15 protein-coding genes are annotated in these 14985 nt (G+C 59.9%); 11 read left to right on the forward strand and 4 right to left on the reverse strand.

Features of this window, described 5'->3' with window-relative positions; all coding sequences use genetic code 11:
• The first annotated feature begins 241 nt into the window (after nucleotides 1-241).
• Complete coding sequence (locus O9H32_RS03350; RefSeq protein WP_269864399.1) at nucleotides 242-727, forward strand: hypothetical protein; 486 nt, start codon at nucleotides 242-244, stop codon at nucleotides 725-727.
• Nucleotides 728-766: 39 nt separating this feature from the next.
• Here O9H32_RS03350 and O9H32_RS03355 read toward each other — a convergent pair whose 3' ends face one another.
• Entirely contained in the window at nucleotides 767-1711 is a 945-nt protein-coding gene (locus O9H32_RS03355; RefSeq protein ID WP_269864400.1) for a helix-turn-helix transcriptional regulator, read from the reverse strand.
• Nucleotides 1712-1833: 122 nt separating this feature from the next.
• On the opposite strand from O9H32_RS03355, the gene O9H32_RS03360 reads away from it, so the two are divergent.
• Nucleotides 1834-2352: a DinB family protein gene (locus O9H32_RS03360; RefSeq protein WP_269864401.1), complete on the forward strand. Its 519-nt coding sequence runs from the start codon at nucleotides 1834-1836 to the stop codon at nucleotides 2350-2352.
• A gap of 246 nt (nucleotides 2353-2598) precedes the next feature.
• Here O9H32_RS03360 and O9H32_RS03365 read toward each other — a convergent pair whose 3' ends face one another.
• Nucleotides 2599-3810 carry an MFS transporter gene (locus O9H32_RS03365; protein WP_269864402.1) on the reverse strand — a complete coding sequence of 404 codons (1212 nt, stop codon included), beginning with the start codon at nucleotides 3808-3810 and terminating at the stop codon, nucleotides 2599-2601.
• A gap of 19 nt (nucleotides 3811-3829) precedes the next feature.
• On the reverse strand, nucleotides 3830-4273 hold the full coding sequence (locus tag O9H32_RS03370; protein ID WP_269864403.1) for a MarR family winged helix-turn-helix transcriptional regulator: 444 nt from the start codon (nucleotides 4271-4273) through the stop codon (nucleotides 3830-3832).
• Between the two features lie 273 nt (nucleotides 4274-4546).
• On the opposite strand from O9H32_RS03370, the gene O9H32_RS03375 reads away from it, so the two are divergent.
• The 5 genes from O9H32_RS03375 (at nucleotide 4547) to O9H32_RS03395 (ending at nucleotide 10688) form a co-directional block, all read left to right on the forward strand.
• On the forward strand, nucleotides 4547-6616 hold the full coding sequence (locus O9H32_RS03375) for a bifunctional aldolase/short-chain dehydrogenase (protein ID WP_269864404.1): 2070 nt from the start codon (nucleotides 4547-4549) through the stop codon (nucleotides 6614-6616).
• A gap of 20 nt (nucleotides 6617-6636) precedes the next feature.
• Complete coding sequence (locus O9H32_RS03380) at nucleotides 6637-7011, forward strand: sensory rhodopsin transducer (RefSeq protein WP_269864405.1); 375 nt, start codon at nucleotides 6637-6639, stop codon at nucleotides 7009-7011.
• A gap of 185 nt (nucleotides 7012-7196) precedes the next feature.
• Nucleotides 7197-8417 carry an L-rhamnose isomerase gene (gene rhaI / locus O9H32_RS03385; protein ID WP_269864886.1) on the forward strand — a complete coding sequence of 407 codons (1221 nt, stop codon included), beginning with the start codon at nucleotides 7197-7199 and terminating at the stop codon, nucleotides 8415-8417.
• A complete protein-coding gene (locus O9H32_RS03390) occupies nucleotides 8414-9886 on the forward strand; it encodes a rhamnulokinase (protein WP_269864407.1) in 1473 nt (490 codons plus the stop codon). Before rhaI ends, O9H32_RS03390 begins: the two co-directional genes overlap by 4 nt.
• 43 nt (nucleotides 9887-9929) lie before the next feature.
• Entirely contained in the window at nucleotides 9930-10688 is a 759-nt protein-coding gene (locus O9H32_RS03395; RefSeq protein ID WP_269864409.1) for a DeoR/GlpR family DNA-binding transcription regulator, read from the forward strand.
• A gap of 73 nt (nucleotides 10689-10761) precedes the next feature.
• On the opposite strand, the gene O9H32_RS03400 is transcribed toward O9H32_RS03395, so the two are convergent.
• A complete protein-coding gene (locus tag O9H32_RS03400) occupies nucleotides 10762-10905 on the reverse strand; it encodes a hypothetical protein (protein WP_269864411.1) in 144 nt (47 codons plus the stop codon).
• A gap of 98 nt (nucleotides 10906-11003) precedes the next feature.
• On the opposite strand from O9H32_RS03400, the gene O9H32_RS03405 reads away from it, so the two are divergent.
• The 4 genes from O9H32_RS03405 to O9H32_RS03420 are packed head-to-tail and all read left to right on the forward strand — an operon-like array spanning nucleotide 11004 to nucleotide 14731.
• Nucleotides 11004-11732 carry a (Fe-S)-binding protein gene (locus O9H32_RS03405; RefSeq protein ID WP_269864412.1) on the forward strand — a complete coding sequence of 243 codons (729 nt, stop codon included), beginning with the start codon at nucleotides 11004-11006 and terminating at the stop codon, nucleotides 11730-11732.
• Nucleotides 11729-13240: a LutB/LldF family L-lactate oxidation iron-sulfur protein gene (locus O9H32_RS03410; RefSeq protein WP_269864413.1), complete on the forward strand. Its 1512-nt coding sequence runs from the start codon at nucleotides 11729-11731 to the stop codon at nucleotides 13238-13240. The genes O9H32_RS03405 and O9H32_RS03410 overlap by 4 nt, the downstream gene beginning before the upstream one ends.
• The gene (locus O9H32_RS03415) at nucleotides 13233-13958 is read left to right on the forward strand and encodes a LutC/YkgG family protein (protein ID WP_269864414.1); all 726 of its coding nucleotides are present in this window, start codon (nucleotides 13233-13235) and stop codon (nucleotides 13956-13958) included. The genes O9H32_RS03410 and O9H32_RS03415 overlap by 8 nt, the downstream gene beginning before the upstream one ends.
• Nucleotides 13959-13972: 14 nt before the next feature.
• Nucleotides 13973-14731: a FadR/GntR family transcriptional regulator gene (locus tag O9H32_RS03420; protein WP_269864415.1), complete on the forward strand. Its 759-nt coding sequence runs from the start codon at nucleotides 13973-13975 to the stop codon at nucleotides 14729-14731.
• Nucleotides 14732-14985 lie beyond the last annotated feature (254 nt).

Genomic DNA, 14985 nt, shown 5'->3' on the forward strand with positions numbered 1-14985 from the left:
GGGTCCGAGACGCGTTGCGCAATCCCTTGTACCGATTGTAAAATATTCCCTGGACCATAACTTCCACAGGCGTGACTTTTTGAGTAGCGGTTTCGTAACCTTGTACGGGTGGCGGGTGGCGGGTGGCGGGTTGCTGGGGGCTCGGGCGAGTCTGCAGACCGCTCACTGGTTTCGTTAGCAAGCAGGATAACTTCATCTTTGCAGGGGAAATTATCCTTGAGGTGATGCTATGCGTCTATGGATGATGCTGATTCCTTTGTTGCTTTTAGAGATTAGTACAACAGCTGCTCAGCCAGAAACACAGCCAAAGGTACAATACCCATGCAGTGTTGTATTGCTTCCAGTTATGGATATGCCTAATACGCAAGGGGCTGCATTGATAACCAAAGTAAAAAAGCCCTATACCGCTGACCCCATCAGCCCTTTAAGAGAACGTCAAAGTGTAGGGATTTATGCTGATTGGATGCCAGATCCATCTTCGTTTGGTGATTATGATCAGTATGAAGGATTGGTCCAAATACCTGGTGCGATCTCTTGGCGCTTTAAATTGTCTGCAGTATATACGAAGACTTCTGGTTTCTTTGGAGGTCAGCTTTGGGCAGGGAAAACGGAAGAGATTTCGATGGATCTTCCAGTGAATACACGTGTGGAGGTGCGGCTTTTTAATTCAAAGACGAAGGAGACGGGGCGTGCTATTGCGCAAAATACACTTCAGGGGTGCAAGTAAACATTGGTATATATGCCGAGATACACGGGGCGCTGGATCTTATAGATACTGCTGTCTAATGGTCTCGATTTTATGTGTGATGTACTCTACAGCCTCTGCAGGCTCCAGGATTCTTGCATCTCCCCCCAGGGCCCAGAACATATCTGCAAAAAAAGGCAATTTCTTAACGGGGATCTGGATGCGGATGGTTCCGCTTCCGTCTTCATGAAGTTCCATGCAGGGGCCGAACCAGACGCTCGATTCGAGTGCACGGACGCCTTCCTGCGTAAGCTTTACGATAAGAGAGGTTCGCTCAAATCGGGTCAGATCGGGAGTAATCCAATCGAATACGGATCTGTTCAGGTCTTCCCGGTAGGGGAGCGATTCGTTCAAACGGGCGGAGGTTATTCGGTCCGCGCGGAAAAGCCGGTGCGTTTGACGCAGAAAGCAGAAGGACGGACAGTACCAATAGCCTTCGCTTGCATAAAGGCCCACCGGCTGGATATCTCTTTGCGTCAAACCGTCCGTGGAATGGTACGTGATGGTAACGATGCTTTTTTTCATGATCGCCTGCAGCAAAATTTGGAGGAAGGCCGAGGACATGGAACGGTAAGGATTCCAGATGACCACTTTGTTCTTCAGCCGGTCGATCTGCTCCTTCACGTCGGCAGGCAAGTAATGATAGAACTTATGGATCGCGGAAGCCGCGCCTTCGTCAAAAGGCAAAGAGCCGAAATACTGCAAGGACTGGCAGGCGAAAAAAATGGCGACGGCTTCGCTCTCCAAGAATGAAATCGGCGGTAACATCCTCTCCTGCAGCAGCCGATAGCCGCCGCCCCGTCCCTGTACTGTGTAAATAGGAAAGCCTACTTCGCTCAGTTCCTGCAAATCCCGGGTAATCGTTCGTGTAGACAAGCCAAACTCGTCGGCAAGTTCCCGGACCGTAAATGATTTTTTGGCGTTGATCACCATCATCAGTTGAATTAGCCGCTGTGATTTTATCAAAAGGATTCCTCGCCTGCTCATTTTCTTTCAGTTTATCATGAAAATAAGCCGGGATCTGTCTTATTTGAGTGTTATGGTCTTCTCGTGAGCAGCTATTATAAGCTTGGAGAGGATGAGAGAAGATGAATAAAGATATGTCCCATGTACAGGACCTTCTGTTCGACGAAATGGAGCTGGCGCTCTCTACGACCTGTGGATTAATCGCTAAGATCAAGGAAGATCAGTGGGAATTTCGCCCCCAGGAAGGGATGATGAGTTTAATCGAGCTTGTCCGTCATCTTGTACAAGTCCCCGCACTGGAGCTGGCGATCCTGCAGGAGAAGCCCGAGGAGGAGATTAGGAATCTTGCGATGACGATCATGCATCTGCGTGATGCAGCTTCCTTATCGGATGTCATGCACCGGGGAGTACAAGAGTTGAAACGGTATATGATTTCCTTGGATGAGAAGGATTTTCTGTATAAGACGACGGCTCCTTTTTTTGCCAAACATCACCCCGTCGCTCAGGCGAAATGGTTGATTGAGATTACGACGCATCTGTTTCATCACCGGGCACAGATGTTTACTTATATGAAACAATTAGGACTTCCTGTGTCCATGCTTGACTTATACGGTCCGCAATCCGATTCTTGGACGATCTGACGAGGAACCCGAAGGATCCGATGGCGACAGGAATGAGCTGAAGTGAACAGCGGCAGTGGAAGGGAGCACGGCACCCACGCAGCATTCGCGCAGGCAGCAGAATAAAAAAACACAGCGGCATTCCGGGAGCTTGGATCCCTGACGGCCGCTGTGTTTTTTTGAACTATTTAGAATTTATATCTCACTAGGGCTCGATCCAGATTCCACCCGTCATGCCGATTGCGCCTGCGGTCCGCTTCCCGCGGACTACGCCGCCTGCCGGCCTGCTGCGGCCTTGTTCTGCTTGCGGTGATGCAGCAGGTAGTACAGCACCACCGTGAAGGCGGTGATGACCGCGCCGACCAGGTACATCGTGCCGTAGCTTGTCCCCGCGGCGACGATGCCGAGGATATAGGACCCGAGGCCGTACCCGGTGTCGAAGAGGACGAAGTACGTCCCGGTCGCGAGGCCGCTGCGGTGGGCGGGGGCTGCCTTCAGCGCGATGGCCTGGAAGCTCGGCAGCAGGGCACCGAAGCCGAGGCCGATCACGGCGCCGGTGAAGAGAAAGAAGGCGGCGGAGTGGGCTTCGCTCAGCAGGAGCATGCCGACGACGAACAGCGCGAGTCCGGGATACACGAGGACATGCTCGCCTCTGCGGTCGAAGATCCGGCCCGTGAACGGCCGGGAGATCAGGATCATCGCGGCGAACACGATGAAGAAGTAGGAGGCGATGGACTCGAGTCCGATCTCCTTGGCGAACACGGAGATGAAGGTCGAGATGGCCCCGTACGAGAAGGCGAGCACGCTGCCGGCCAGGGAGATCGGAATGGCTGCCGGCTCGATGAACCGCGTCCAGTGCCACGGATGCCCGGTGACCGGCTTCGGCACATGTGCCGGTATGCGCACGGTGCTGCCGCAGAGAAGGGCGAGCACGGCCAGGATGGCACAGGCGGTGAAGAGCACGGTGAAGTCGAAGCTGCCGATGAACATGAGCCCGAGGTAAGGGCCGACCACCATGGCCAGGCTCATGAACAGGCTGAAGTAGCCGACGCCTTCGCCCTTGCGGGATGCAGGCACCCGGTCGACGGCGATGGCGGAGGTAGCCGTGGCGGCAATCCCGAAGGAGACGCCGTGCAGCACCCGGAGCGCCAGCAGGGCGGGCAAGCTGTGCACGCTCAAGTAGAAAGCGCTGCAGACGGCATACAGCACGAGTGCGGTGAGCAGCAGCGTGCGGCGGCTGCGTTCATCGAGCCATTTGCCGGTCAGCGGACGGAACACCACCGCCGCGATGACGAAGACGGTCGTGACGAGCCCGATCTGCCCTTTGCTGCCGTGAAGCTCGTCCAGCACATAGCTTGGCAGCGTTACGGCCAGCATGTAGAACGTCATGAAGACGAAGAAGGAGCTGAAGCAGATCGAGATAAAATCCCGGGTCCATAAGGGAGCGTGTGCGGCTTGTATCGGAGATGGATGCTGCATGAGAACTTCTCTTCTTTCTTTATTTAATAGGGTTGTTGATATGGTCGTTGATATGGTCGTTAATCGAGATCAGGGCTTCCCGGAGCACGCGCTCGGCCTCTGGAGGGACGGCAGCGAGCAATGAGGCGACCATCTCCGCTTCCATCGGGGCCAGCGTGCGGTTCAGCTCGCGGCCGCTGTCGGTCGCATAGATCAGATAGGCCCGGCGGTCTTCGGGGTGGGGGGCGCGGCGGATCCAGCCCTTGCGCTCGAGCTGGTCGAGGATCCGGGTCACGTTGGTCGGATCTTTCTCCGTCCGCTGGGACAGCTCCCGCTGGTTGACGCCGTCCCTGAGCGTCAGCGTGTTCAGAACAGACCACTGTTCCGAGGTAATGTCATAGGGCTGGAACCGAAGCGTTAAGCTCTGGTTCAGTTTGCGGCCGATGGTGCTGATCATGAATCCGATCGAGTCGTTGGTGTGCATGCGTAGGCCAGGACCTCCTGTCAATCCGTAAGGCAGAGAAGAGACGTGGTGCCTGTGCGGCAATAGCTTTCCCTCTCCTTACCATTATCACTCTTAAAATATTAACATGACGATTATATGTATAGCAACTATATTTGCTTGGAATCAAATAAACTCGATTTATGATGCCCGTTTACTTTTGAATTCATACTATACAAAGATAAATAAAGATGATATCATCAAAACAAGCAAAAACAAAATCATTCAAGCGTAAATTCGGAGGGAAACCAAACCATGGTACAAAGTTTGTGGGATCAGACGAAAGCATCGCAGCTGCAGGGCGGACTCGACGAGCTCGTATACCGTTCGAATATCATCGGATCGGACCGCCGCGTGTGCAACTGGGGCGGAGGCAACACGTCCGCGAAGACGACCGTGAAGGATTTCCGCGGCCGGGACGTGGAAGTGATGTACGTGAAGGGCAGCGGTTCCGACCTCGCGACGATGAAAGCCGGCAACTTCACCGGCCTGCGCATGGAGGATATCCGTCCGTTGTTCGAGAAGCCGGAGATGTCCGACGAGGAGATGGTCGCGTACCTAACGCACTGCATGATCGATTCGAAGCACCCGCGCATGTCCATCGAGACCCTGCTGCACGCGTTCCTGCCGTTCAAGCACGTCGACCACACGCATCCGGATGCGATCATCGCGCTGTGCTGCGCGGATAACGGGAAGGAGATCGCGAAGGAGATCTATGGCGACCGGTTCGTCTGGGTTCCTTACGTGCGTCCCGGCTTCACGCTCTCGAAGATGATCGCCGAAGGCGTGCTCGCGAATCCGAAGGCCGAGCTCGTTCTCATGGAGAAGCACGGTCTGGTGACATGGGGCGAAACCTCCGAAGAGTGCTACGCTAAGACGATACAGATTATTAATGAAGCAGAGAGCTTCATCGACGCCCGCGTGGACGAAGCGAAGCTGTTCGGCGGCGCGAAGTACGAAGTGCTTGCGCCTGAAGTACGCCGCAGCATTGCCGCTGAAGTGATGCCTGCCATCCGCGGTGCGGTCAGCGACGTGAAGAAGATGATTCTCTCCTTCGACGACGAAGCGGATGTACTGCAGTTCGCCTCTAGCGAGAACGCTCCGAAGCTGTCCCAGGTTGGCGCTGCTTGTCCGGACCATCTCGTGCATACGAAGGTTGTTCCGCTGCTCATCGACTGGGAGCCGAACGCGGAGGACGTGGACGGCCTGAAGGCGAAGCTGAAAGAAGGCATCGCGCGTTACAAGGAAGAGTACCAAGCGTACTTCGAGCGCAACAAGAACGAAGGCGACGTGATGTTCGAAGCGGCTCCGCGCGTCATCCTCATCCCGGGTGTAGGTATGATCAACACCGGCAAGAGCTGGGCGATGTCCCAGGTCAGCGGCGCGCTGTACCACCGTGCGATCGCTGTTATGCGCGGCGCCACTGCGCTGGGCGAATTCGTCTCCCTGAGCGAGAACGAATCCTACAACGTCGAGTACTGGCCGCTTGAGCTCTACAAGCTGACGCTGGCCCCGGCGGAAGCCGAGTTCTCGCGCAAGGTGGCCCTGATCACGGGCGGCGCCGGCGGCATCGGCAGCGCAGCCGCACGCAGACTCGTCTCCGAAGGCGCTCATGTGGTGCTCGCGGACCTGAATCTCGAGGGCGCGCAGAATGTGGCAGCCGAGATCAACGAGAAGTTTGGCGAGAACCGGGCCATTGCGGTTAAAATGGATGTAACGAGCGAAGAGCAGGTGGCGGCGGCATTCGCCGAGACGGCTCTGGCCTACGGCGGCGTGGACATCCTCGTCAACAACGCGGGCCTTGCGACCTCGAGCCCGTTCGACCAGACGAGCCTCAAGGAATGGAACCTGAACATGAACGTGCTCGGCACAGGCTACTTCCTCGTGGCGCGCGAAGCGTTCAAGCAGATGAAAGTACAGGCGACCGGCGGCAACATGGTGTTCATCGGTTCGAAGAACTCCGTCTATGCCGGCAAGAACGCTTCGGCTTACAGCGCGGCCAAAGCTCTCGAAGCGCACCTGGCCCGCTGCATCGCGGCTGAAGGCGGCGAGTTCGGCATCCGCGTCAACACGGTGCTGCCGGATGCGATCCTGCAGGGCTCCGCGATCTGGAACGGTTCGTGGCGCAACGAGCGTGCCGCAGCGTACGGCATTGAGCCGGACCAGCTCGAAGAATACTATCGCAAGCGCACGACGCTGCTCGTGAACATCTATCCGAGCGACATCGCCGAAGGCATTGCGTTCTTCGCCTCCTCGAAGTCCGAGAAGACGACGGGCTGCATGCTGACGATCGACGGCGGCGTACCGGCTGCCTTTACCCGCTAAGCATAGGAGTGGTGAACCGTATGTACTTTCAGGCCAAAGGCGAGAAGCATTGGGTGATTCCGGACACCTACATTCCGGAGAAAAGCTCGGGCGAGCTGGCCAGCCACGAATCCGTGTGCGTGCTCAACACCGGCACCGAGGAAGCGCTGCTCCGCTTTACGATCTTCTTCGAGGACCGCGACCCGCTGGCCGATATTCTCGTCGTAGTCCCGGGCCGGAGAACGAGACATATCCGCACCAGCTCGCTGCTCAAGGATGGCGTGTCGATACCGGCCGGCGTTCCTTATGCGATCGAAGTGGTGAGCGATGTGCCGGTGATCGTGCAGTACAGCCGCCTCGACTCCACGCAGGCAGAGAATGCCCTGATGTCCACGATGGCTTACCCGGTTCGGTAGAAGCGGGGAGCCCAGGACTTGCTTGTCCCATGAGACGCCGCCGGTGAACAGCTAACTTATGCTGATTCCCGGCGGCTCCATCGGATTGTAGTCCTTTTTACAGCCGAAGTGACCTTAGGACAAGATAGATGGATACAATATGCCCCACTAGCGGGCCATTGCATATGAAGGAAAGGGTGTTGAATGTGTCCGACCGCGCCTACGTATTATTTGAAGAGCAGCAGCAAGCCAGAGGCATCAACCTGGAACAAGTGAAAAGCCGTTTGAAAGCGCTCCACATCGAAACGCCATCCTGGGGCTACGGGGATTCGGGTACCCGCTTCAAGGTGTTCCAGAAGGAAGGCGTGCCGCGGAACCCGTTCGAGAAGTTCGAGGATGCCGCGCAGGTGCATGGGCTGACCGGTCTCTGTCCGTCGGTTGCGATCCATATCCCGTGGGACAAGGTCGAGGACTACGGCAAGCTCCGCAACCACGCCGAGAGCCTGGGGCTGAAGATCGGCGCCGTGAACCCGAACCTGTTCCAAGAGGACGACTACATGCTCGGCAGCGTAACGAATGCTGACCCGGCCGTGCGCCGCAAGGCGACCGACCACCTGCTGGAGTGCGTGGACATCGCCAAGCAAACCGGCTCGCGCGACCTCAGCCTGTGGTTCGCCGACGGCACGAACTATCCGGGCCAGGGCGATATCCGCAAGCGCAAAGCGTGGATGTTCGAAGCGCTGAACGAGATGTACAAGGCGATGACGCCGGAGATGCGGATGCTCATCGAGTACAAGTGCTTCGAGCCGGCGTTCTACCACACGGACATCGCGGACTGGGGCATGGCGTACAACTATGCGATGAAGCTTGGACCGCAGGCGGAAGTGCTCGTGGATACGGGCCACCATCTGCCGGGCGCGAACATCGAGCATATCGTCGCTTACCTGATCGACGAGCACCGTCTCGGCGGCTTCCACTTCAACTCGCGCAAGTATGCGGACGACGATCTTGTGGTCGGTTCCGTCAACCCGTACGAGCTGTTCCTGATCTTCTACCAGATCCTCAGCGCGGCGAACGACGACGATGCGAAGATCCGCAGCACGGTGGACAACATTGCGTACATGATCGACCAGTCGCACAACATCGAGCAGAAAATCCCGGCGATGCTTCGCTCCGTCCTCAACGTGCAGACGCAGTACGCCAAGGCGCTGCTGATCAACCACGCGGAAGTGGAAGAAGCGCAGAAGCGCGGCGACGTGCTCGGCGCGGAAGATGCCGTACGCCGTGCGTTCGAATTCGACGTGGCTCCGCTGCTGCACGCGCTGCGTGAAGAGCAGGGGCTGCCGGTCGATCCGATGAAAGCGTACTTGAGCAGCTCCTACGGCAAGGACATCCTGGCGAGAGGCAAGGGCGGTGCGAGCTGGTGAGTATTCTCGCATTCGACCTCGGGGCGAGCAGCGGCAGAGCGCTGCTCGGCCGCCTCACCGGCGGGAAGATCGAGGTAGAGGAGATCCACCGGTTCGGCAACGATCCGGTGGCTACCTGCTCCCGGCTGCAGTGGGATATTCTGCGTCTGTACCATGAGATCCAGCAGGGTCTGCTGAAGGCGAAGCACCGGGGCGAGACGCCGGAGAGCATCGGGATCGACTCCTGGGCGGTGGACTTCGGTCTGCTGGACCGCAATGGCGAGCTGCTCGGCAACCCGTACCATTACCGGGATCATCATACCGACGGTGTGATGGAGCGGGTGGCTGCGCGGCTCGGGGAGCAGACGATCTTCGGGAAGACCGGCATCCAGTTCCTGCCGTTCAACACGCTGTACCAGCTGGCGGCCTTGAAGGAAGCGGACTCTCCGCTTCTCGCGGGCGCCGAGCGCTTCCTGATGATCCCCGACCTGCTCCGCTACTTCCTGACGGGCGAGGCGCTGAACGAGTTCTCCAACGCCACGACGACCCAGTTCTACAACCCGCTGACCGGCGGGTGGGATGCGGACCTGCTCGCAGGCATCGGGATCCCGTCTTCGTGGTTCGGCTCCATTGCCGATCCGGGGGCCAGTGCCGGTCAGCTCCGATCTTCGGTGAGCGAGACGCTGGGCCTTCCGAGGATCCCCGTCATTGCGGTGGCGGAGCACGATACGGGCTCGGCGGTTGCGGCGGTGCCGGCGACGGACCGGTCGTTTGCCTACCTGAGCTGCGGCACCTGGTCGCTGATGGGCACCGAGGTGGACCGCCCGGTCATGGGCGAGCTGTCGCAGAAGTACAACTTCACGAACGAAGGCGGCGTGGGGCGGACGTACCGGCTGCTCAAGAACATCATGGGCCTGTGGATTCTGCAGGAGACGAAGCGCGAGTGGGATCGGGCCGGACGGGAGTATTCCTTCCCTGAGCTCGTACGGCTTGCCGGAGAGGCGCCGGCCTTTGGAGCGTTCATCGATCCGGACGACGGCCTGTTCCTCCATCCCGGCGACATGACGCCGCGCATCCGCGAGTACTGCGCCCGGACGTGGCAGCGAGCGCCGGAGGGGCCGGGCGAGGTCGTTCGTTGTATTTTGGAGAGCCTGGCGTTAAAATACCGTTATGTGCTGGAGCTGACCGAAACCTTGTCGGAACAGCAGTTCGGCGGACTGCATATGGTCGGCGGCGGCATTCAGAATGCGCTGCTGTGCCAGTGGTCCGCGAATGCGATCCGGAGGCCCGTGTGGGCCGGCCCTGCGGAAGGCAGCGCGATCGGCAACCTGGCGGTGCAGTGGATCGCCCGCGGCGAGTTCTCGGACATCTGGGAAGCGCGCCGGGTGATTCGCGATTCGTTCCCAGTTACCGTATACGAACCGCAGGACGGCGAGGCGTGGGAAGATGCGTACGGCACTTTCCGCAGACTTGCCGGGCTGGCGGACTAACGGACGACAGAATTGCAATATGGACAGGAAAAGAGGGCGGCTTATGCTGGTGGCTGAGAGGTACGAGAAAATAGTGGGGCTGGTCAACGAAAGAGGAAGCATCCGGGTCTCCGAGCTCAGCGAGCTGTGCCAGGTGACGGAAGAGACGATCCGCCGCGATCTGGACCGGCTCGAAGCGGCCGGACGGCTGAGGCGCTCCCATGGAGGCGCCGTCTCCGTCAAGGAGCAGCAGGGCGAGATTCCTTACGCCGAGCGCGAAGTGATGCACGCCGAAGAGAAGCGGCGCATCGCCCAGGAGGCAGTGCTGCTAATCCAGCCCCATGACCGCGTCCTGCTCGACGCCAGCACAACCGCCTGGTATATGGCCTCTTACCTGCCCGACATTCCGCTGACGGTCCTGACCAATTCGATCCGGGTCGCCACGGAGCTCAGCTCCAAGGAGAAGGTGGAAGTGATCTGCACGGGGGGACAGCTGGCGAAGCGCTCGCTGTCTTATGTTGGCCCGCTGGCCGAGCGGTCCCTCGAGGCGTATCACGTCGATAAGCTGTTCCTCTCCTGTAAGGGCGTGCATCTGGAGCGCGGCATCTCCGAGTCGAACGAGCTGCAGGCCCGCGTGAAGCAGCGGATGATCGACATCGCCGACGAGGTGATCCTTCTCGCCGATGCGAGCAAGTTCGGCGTCCGCGCGTTCACCCAGGTGGCCGAACTCAGCGGCGTGCACGCGATGATCACCGACCGCCGTCTGGCGGAGGAGGCCGTCGCGCAGCTGCAGGAGAAGGGGCTGCCGGTGACATTGGTGTAGGGAGGCATGCGGGCAGGAAGAAGCTTTTCTTGGGATGGATAGAAGAGGCGGCCCATGGTCTATGCGAAGCCGGTTAGCCGTCACGTAAAGCATCGACGATGCTTATGAGGCTGAAGGCGATCCGCCGTGAGGGGCGGCGCTTTTCTTTCTCCAGGAAAGGCATCTTCCAAAGTGAAGAGCCGGTGTTTTTTTGAAATAGGCTCTGTTTTTTGTCCAACTTGTCTGATAACCTGATAACTATACCCTGTTGGTTCCAATGTGTACCATCCATTTCATTCCCCCTATTCCAAAATCCTTATACGCGAGAGGTGCCCGATGAAAGTTTCCTTGTTTATCACATGCTTGAGCGATGCTTTATTCCCTCCCGTGGGGGAGGCGATGGCCCGCCTGCTGGCCCGGTACGGTGTCAGCCTGGAGTTCCCGACCGTGCAGACCTGCTGCGGGCAGCCTGCCTATAACAGCGGCTACTGGGACGAGGCCCGCGCTTCCGCCAAGACGATTCTGGCGGCGTTTGACGACAGTGATTTTGTAATCGCGCCATCCGGTTCCTGCACGTACATGATCCACCACTATTCGGAGCTCTTCAAGGACGATCCGGTGCTGCTGGGGAAGGCGGAGAGGCTGCAGGAGAAGACTTACGAGTTCACGCAGTTCCTCGTGCAGGTGCTCGGCGTGAAGGATCTCGGCGCACAGTTCCCACGCAAGGTGACTTACCATCCGTCCTGTCACGGCAGCCGGCTGCTCGGCGTGAAGGAAGAGCCGCTCCTGCTGCTCGAGAACGTGAAGGGGCTGGAGTTTATTCCGCTGCCTTTTGCCGAGGACTGCTGCGGGTTCGGCGGTACATTCGCGGTGAAGATGGCGGATATTTCCGGCGCGATGGTGACCGAGAAGGTCGACCACATCAAGGAGACGGAAGCGGAAGTGCTGGTCGGGCTCGACATGGCCTGCCTGATGAACATTGCCGGCAACCTGCGGTACCGGGGCGAACCCGTGCGGGTGATGCACCTGGCGGAGCTGCTGTATGAAGGGGTGAAGGGCGCATGAGTGCAGCCAAGGCGAACGGAACGGTTAAAGAGAGAGCGGAGCTTGCGCTGAACGACGAATTTCTGCGCAAGGCGGTCAAGTTCACGACGGAGAGACTCCGGCTCGGCAAAAAGAACGCTTCCGAGGACCACGGCAACTGGGACGAGTGGCGGGAGCGCGGGCGGCAGATCCGTCTGCATACGATCGCGCATCTGGATTACTATCTGAACTTGTTCGCGGACAATGCGCGGGCGAACGGGGTGCATGTGCATTTTGCGGATACGGGGGAGGAAGCCGTCAAGATTGCGCTGCAGATCGCCGAGAATAAGTCGGCGAAGTCGGTCGTGAAGTCCAAGTCGATGGTGACCGAGGAGCTTCACCTGAACCATGCGCTCGAAGGGATCGGCGTGGAAGCGGTGGAGACGGACCTCGGGGAGTATATCATCCAGCTCGCCGGCGAGACGCCGTCGCATATCATCATCCCGGCGATCCACAAGAACCGGCATCAGATCGCGGAGCTGCTCTCGAAGGAAGCGGGCGAGACGCTGCCGCCGGATACGTCCATACTGGCCGGGTTCGTACGCAAAAAGCTGCGTGAGAAGTTCCTCGAAGCCGACATCGGCATGACAGGCTGTAATTTTGCCATTGCGGAGACCGGGTCCATGGTGCTCTTCGAGAACGAGGGCAACGCGCGGATGGTCTCCACCGTGCCGAAGACGCAGATCACGCTGATGGGGATGGAGCGCATCATTCCTTCGTGGACGGACCTCGAAGTCATGGCGACGCTGCTCCCGCGCTCCGCGACGGGCCAGAAGCTGACCGTCTACATGTCGGGCATCACGGGCCCGCGCCGCAGCAAGGATGCGGACGGACCGGAGGAGATGCACATCATCATCGTCGACAACGGCCGCTCCCTGCAGCTCGGCGATCCTGAGTTCCAGGAGCTGCTGAACTGCATCCGCTGCGGAGCCTGCCTGAACGCCTGCCCGGTGTACCGCCATATCGGCGGCCATGCCTACGGCGGCACGTACAGCGGACCGATCGGTGCGGTGCTTACGCCGGCGCTGAAGAAGAACGTGGCGGAGTGGGACGACATCGCCAACGCGTCGAGCCTGTGCGGCGCCTGCTATGAAGCCTGCCCGGTCAAGATCCCGCTGCATGACATGCTCGTCTCGCTGCGCCGCCGCAAGGTGGAGGCCGGCCACGATAACCGGATGGAGACGATCGGGATGAAGGGCTTCGCCGCCCTGGCCGGGGATTCGCTGAGGATGAAGACGGCGCTGAAGCTCGGCAAGCTGGGCCAGAAGCTCGTCGCCCGCGACGGCGGGATCCGCATCAAGATCGGCCCGCTCAAGGGCTGGAACACGTACCGCGTGACACCGACGCTGCCGAAGCAGTCGTTCCGAGAGCAGTGGGGCACCTTGGAGGCGGAGATCCGCAGCGGGCTGCAGGAGATGGACCCGGCTGTGAAGAGCCGGATGGAAGCGATCGTGAAGCAGCGCGGCAAGGGAGGACACGGACATGGCTGAGACGCATGCGCATTGGCTGCAGCGGATGGAAGAGGAATCGAAGGCGAAGCAGAATAGGTTCATCGGCGGTATCGCCCGGAAGCTGGGGCGCCCGCAAGTGACGGAGAAGCCGGTCCGTCCCGTGATCGGGGCGCCGGACTTCTGGCGGGAGTTCGAATGGCCGGCGGAGGAGCGGATCGAACGGTTCACGGCGAACTTCCGGGGCGCTGGCGGACATGTCGAGCGACTGTCCGGCATGGAGGACGTCACGCGCTTCATCGCGGACAAAGCGGCCCAGACCGGAGCGAAGTATGTCGTCCGGCAGAACCAGCCGGAGCTGGATGGGCTGGGCCTGGAGACGGCTCTGCCGCAGGCCCGGGTATCCGTCTGGAACGCGGATGCGGAGGAGAACTGGAAAGCTCGTGCGGCCGAAGCGGATTTCGGCGTAGTGATGGCGGACTATGCGGCGGCTTATACGGGCTCGGTCACGGTGCTGTCGGCGGAGCAAAAAGGCCGCTCCGTCAGCCTGCTGCCTACGGTACTGTTCGTGATCATCCCGGTGGAGCGGCTGAAAACGAGGCTGGGCGAGATTCTCGTGAACTTCGATGCGGTGGGGCGCGAAGGGCTGCCGGCGGGGATTCATTTTATCTCCGGGCCGAGCCGCTCCGCGGATATCGAGAATGACCTGACGATCGGTGTCCACGGACCGGGGATCGTCTATGCCCTGATTGTCGGTTAGGGGGACTTGGGCGAATGAACGGAACGCCAGTGACGCCTGTGGCAAGACGCAGCCACTACGAAGAAGTGACGGAGCAGCTCAAGACCCAGATCCTTCAGGGGCGCCTGAAGGCCGGCGACAAGCTGCCGTCCACGAAGGAGATGTCCGAGCGCTTCGGCGTCTCCCGCTCCGTGACCCGTGAAGCGCTCAGCGCCCTGAAGGCGATGGGGCTGATCGAGATCCGCCAGGGCGGCGCCTGCCGGGTGATCGGCAGGGGCGAGACGAGAGCTGCGGCGTATGCAGCGGGTGCGCTGGGGCTCTCCCCGGCTGCGCTGCCCCTGGACCGCAGCGCGCTGGCGCATATGCTCGAGGCCCGCGGCATGCTCGAGGTGTCCAACGCAGCGCTTGCCGCCGCCAAGCGGACGGACGCGGACCTCGACCGGCTGCGCGGGGCGCTGGCGGACATGGAGCGGGTGCCGGCGGGCGGCGCGGATGCGGACGAGGCGGACCTGCGCTTCCACACGGCGCTGGCCCGGGCCGGGCAGAATCCGGTGCTGCTGCGCGTGTTCGAGTCGATCGCCGTGCCGCTGCAGGCGGCGATCACAGGCACGCGCGGGCAGCAGAATCGCCGTCCGTGCCCTGCCGCAGCAGAGACGCATAACGCCGTGACCGCCCGCCGGCTGCTCGAGGAGCATGCGGCGATCTATGAGGCGGTGGCGGACCGCGACCAAGACCGGGCGGTCCGGCAGATGCGTCTGCATCTGGAGCATATGGAGGCCTTTTTGAAATCCTAGAATTTATATCTCGCCAGGACTCGATCCTGGGCCGGATGGGCGATGCTTGTCTGCTGCTGGATACGTAAGCCTCCAACAGGATGTTTGTAAGCATGCCCCTTATGAGCATCCGCAGAGTCTGCCGAGCTTCGCCCCAAGCGGACGTCCGGACGCCGCCTTGCGTCCAGCTAGTGATACGACCTTGGTCCAGGGCCTCACCCCGCCGGCGGTTCGTTACCTTGCCATCCCTTTCCCGGTATGATTAAGATAAAGAA

Origin of the sequence: Paenibacillus caseinilyticus (genome assembly GCF_027533645.1) — a bacterium.
GTDB classification, from domain to species: domain Bacteria; phylum Bacillota; class Bacilli; order Paenibacillales; family NBRC-103111; genus Paenibacillus_G; species Paenibacillus_G caseinilyticus.

What these genes read in the sequence shown, in the direction of transcription:
- O9H32_RS03380 (WP_269864405.1), top strand. Translation starts at nt 6,637, where the DNA reads ATGTACTTTCAGGCCAAAGGCGAGAAGCATTGGGTGATTCCGGACACC.
- O9H32_RS03360 (WP_269864401.1), top strand. Translation starts at nt 1,834, where the DNA reads ATGAATAAAGATATGTCCCATGTACAGGACCTTCTGTTCGACGAAATG.
- O9H32_RS03420 (WP_269864415.1), top strand. Translation starts at nt 13,973, where the DNA reads ATGAACGGAACGCCAGTGACGCCTGTGGCAAGACGCAGCCACTACGAA.
- O9H32_RS03350 (WP_269864399.1), top strand. Translation starts at nt 242, where the DNA reads ATGATGCTGATTCCTTTGTTGCTTTTAGAGATTAGTACAACAGCTGCT.
- O9H32_RS03395 (WP_269864409.1), top strand. Translation starts at nt 9,930, where the DNA reads ATGCTGGTGGCTGAGAGGTACGAGAAAATAGTGGGGCTGGTCAACGAA.
- O9H32_RS03415 (WP_269864414.1), top strand. Translation starts at nt 13,233, where the DNA reads ATGGCTGAGACGCATGCGCATTGGCTGCAGCGGATGGAAGAGGAATCG.
- O9H32_RS03410 (WP_269864413.1), top strand. Translation starts at nt 11,729, where the DNA reads ATGAGTGCAGCCAAGGCGAACGGAACGGTTAAAGAGAGAGCGGAGCTT.
- O9H32_RS03370 (WP_269864403.1), bottom strand. Translation starts at nt 4,273, where the DNA reads ATGCACACCAACGACTCGATCGGATTCATGATCAGCACCATCGGCCGC.
- O9H32_RS03405 (WP_269864412.1), top strand. Translation starts at nt 11,004, where the DNA reads ATGAAAGTTTCCTTGTTTATCACATGCTTGAGCGATGCTTTATTCCCT.
- O9H32_RS03375 (WP_269864404.1), top strand. Translation starts at nt 4,547, where the DNA reads ATGGTACAAAGTTTGTGGGATCAGACGAAAGCATCGCAGCTGCAGGGC.
- O9H32_RS03365 (WP_269864402.1), bottom strand. Translation starts at nt 3,810, where the DNA reads ATGCAGCATCCATCTCCGATACAAGCCGCACACGCTCCCTTATGGACC.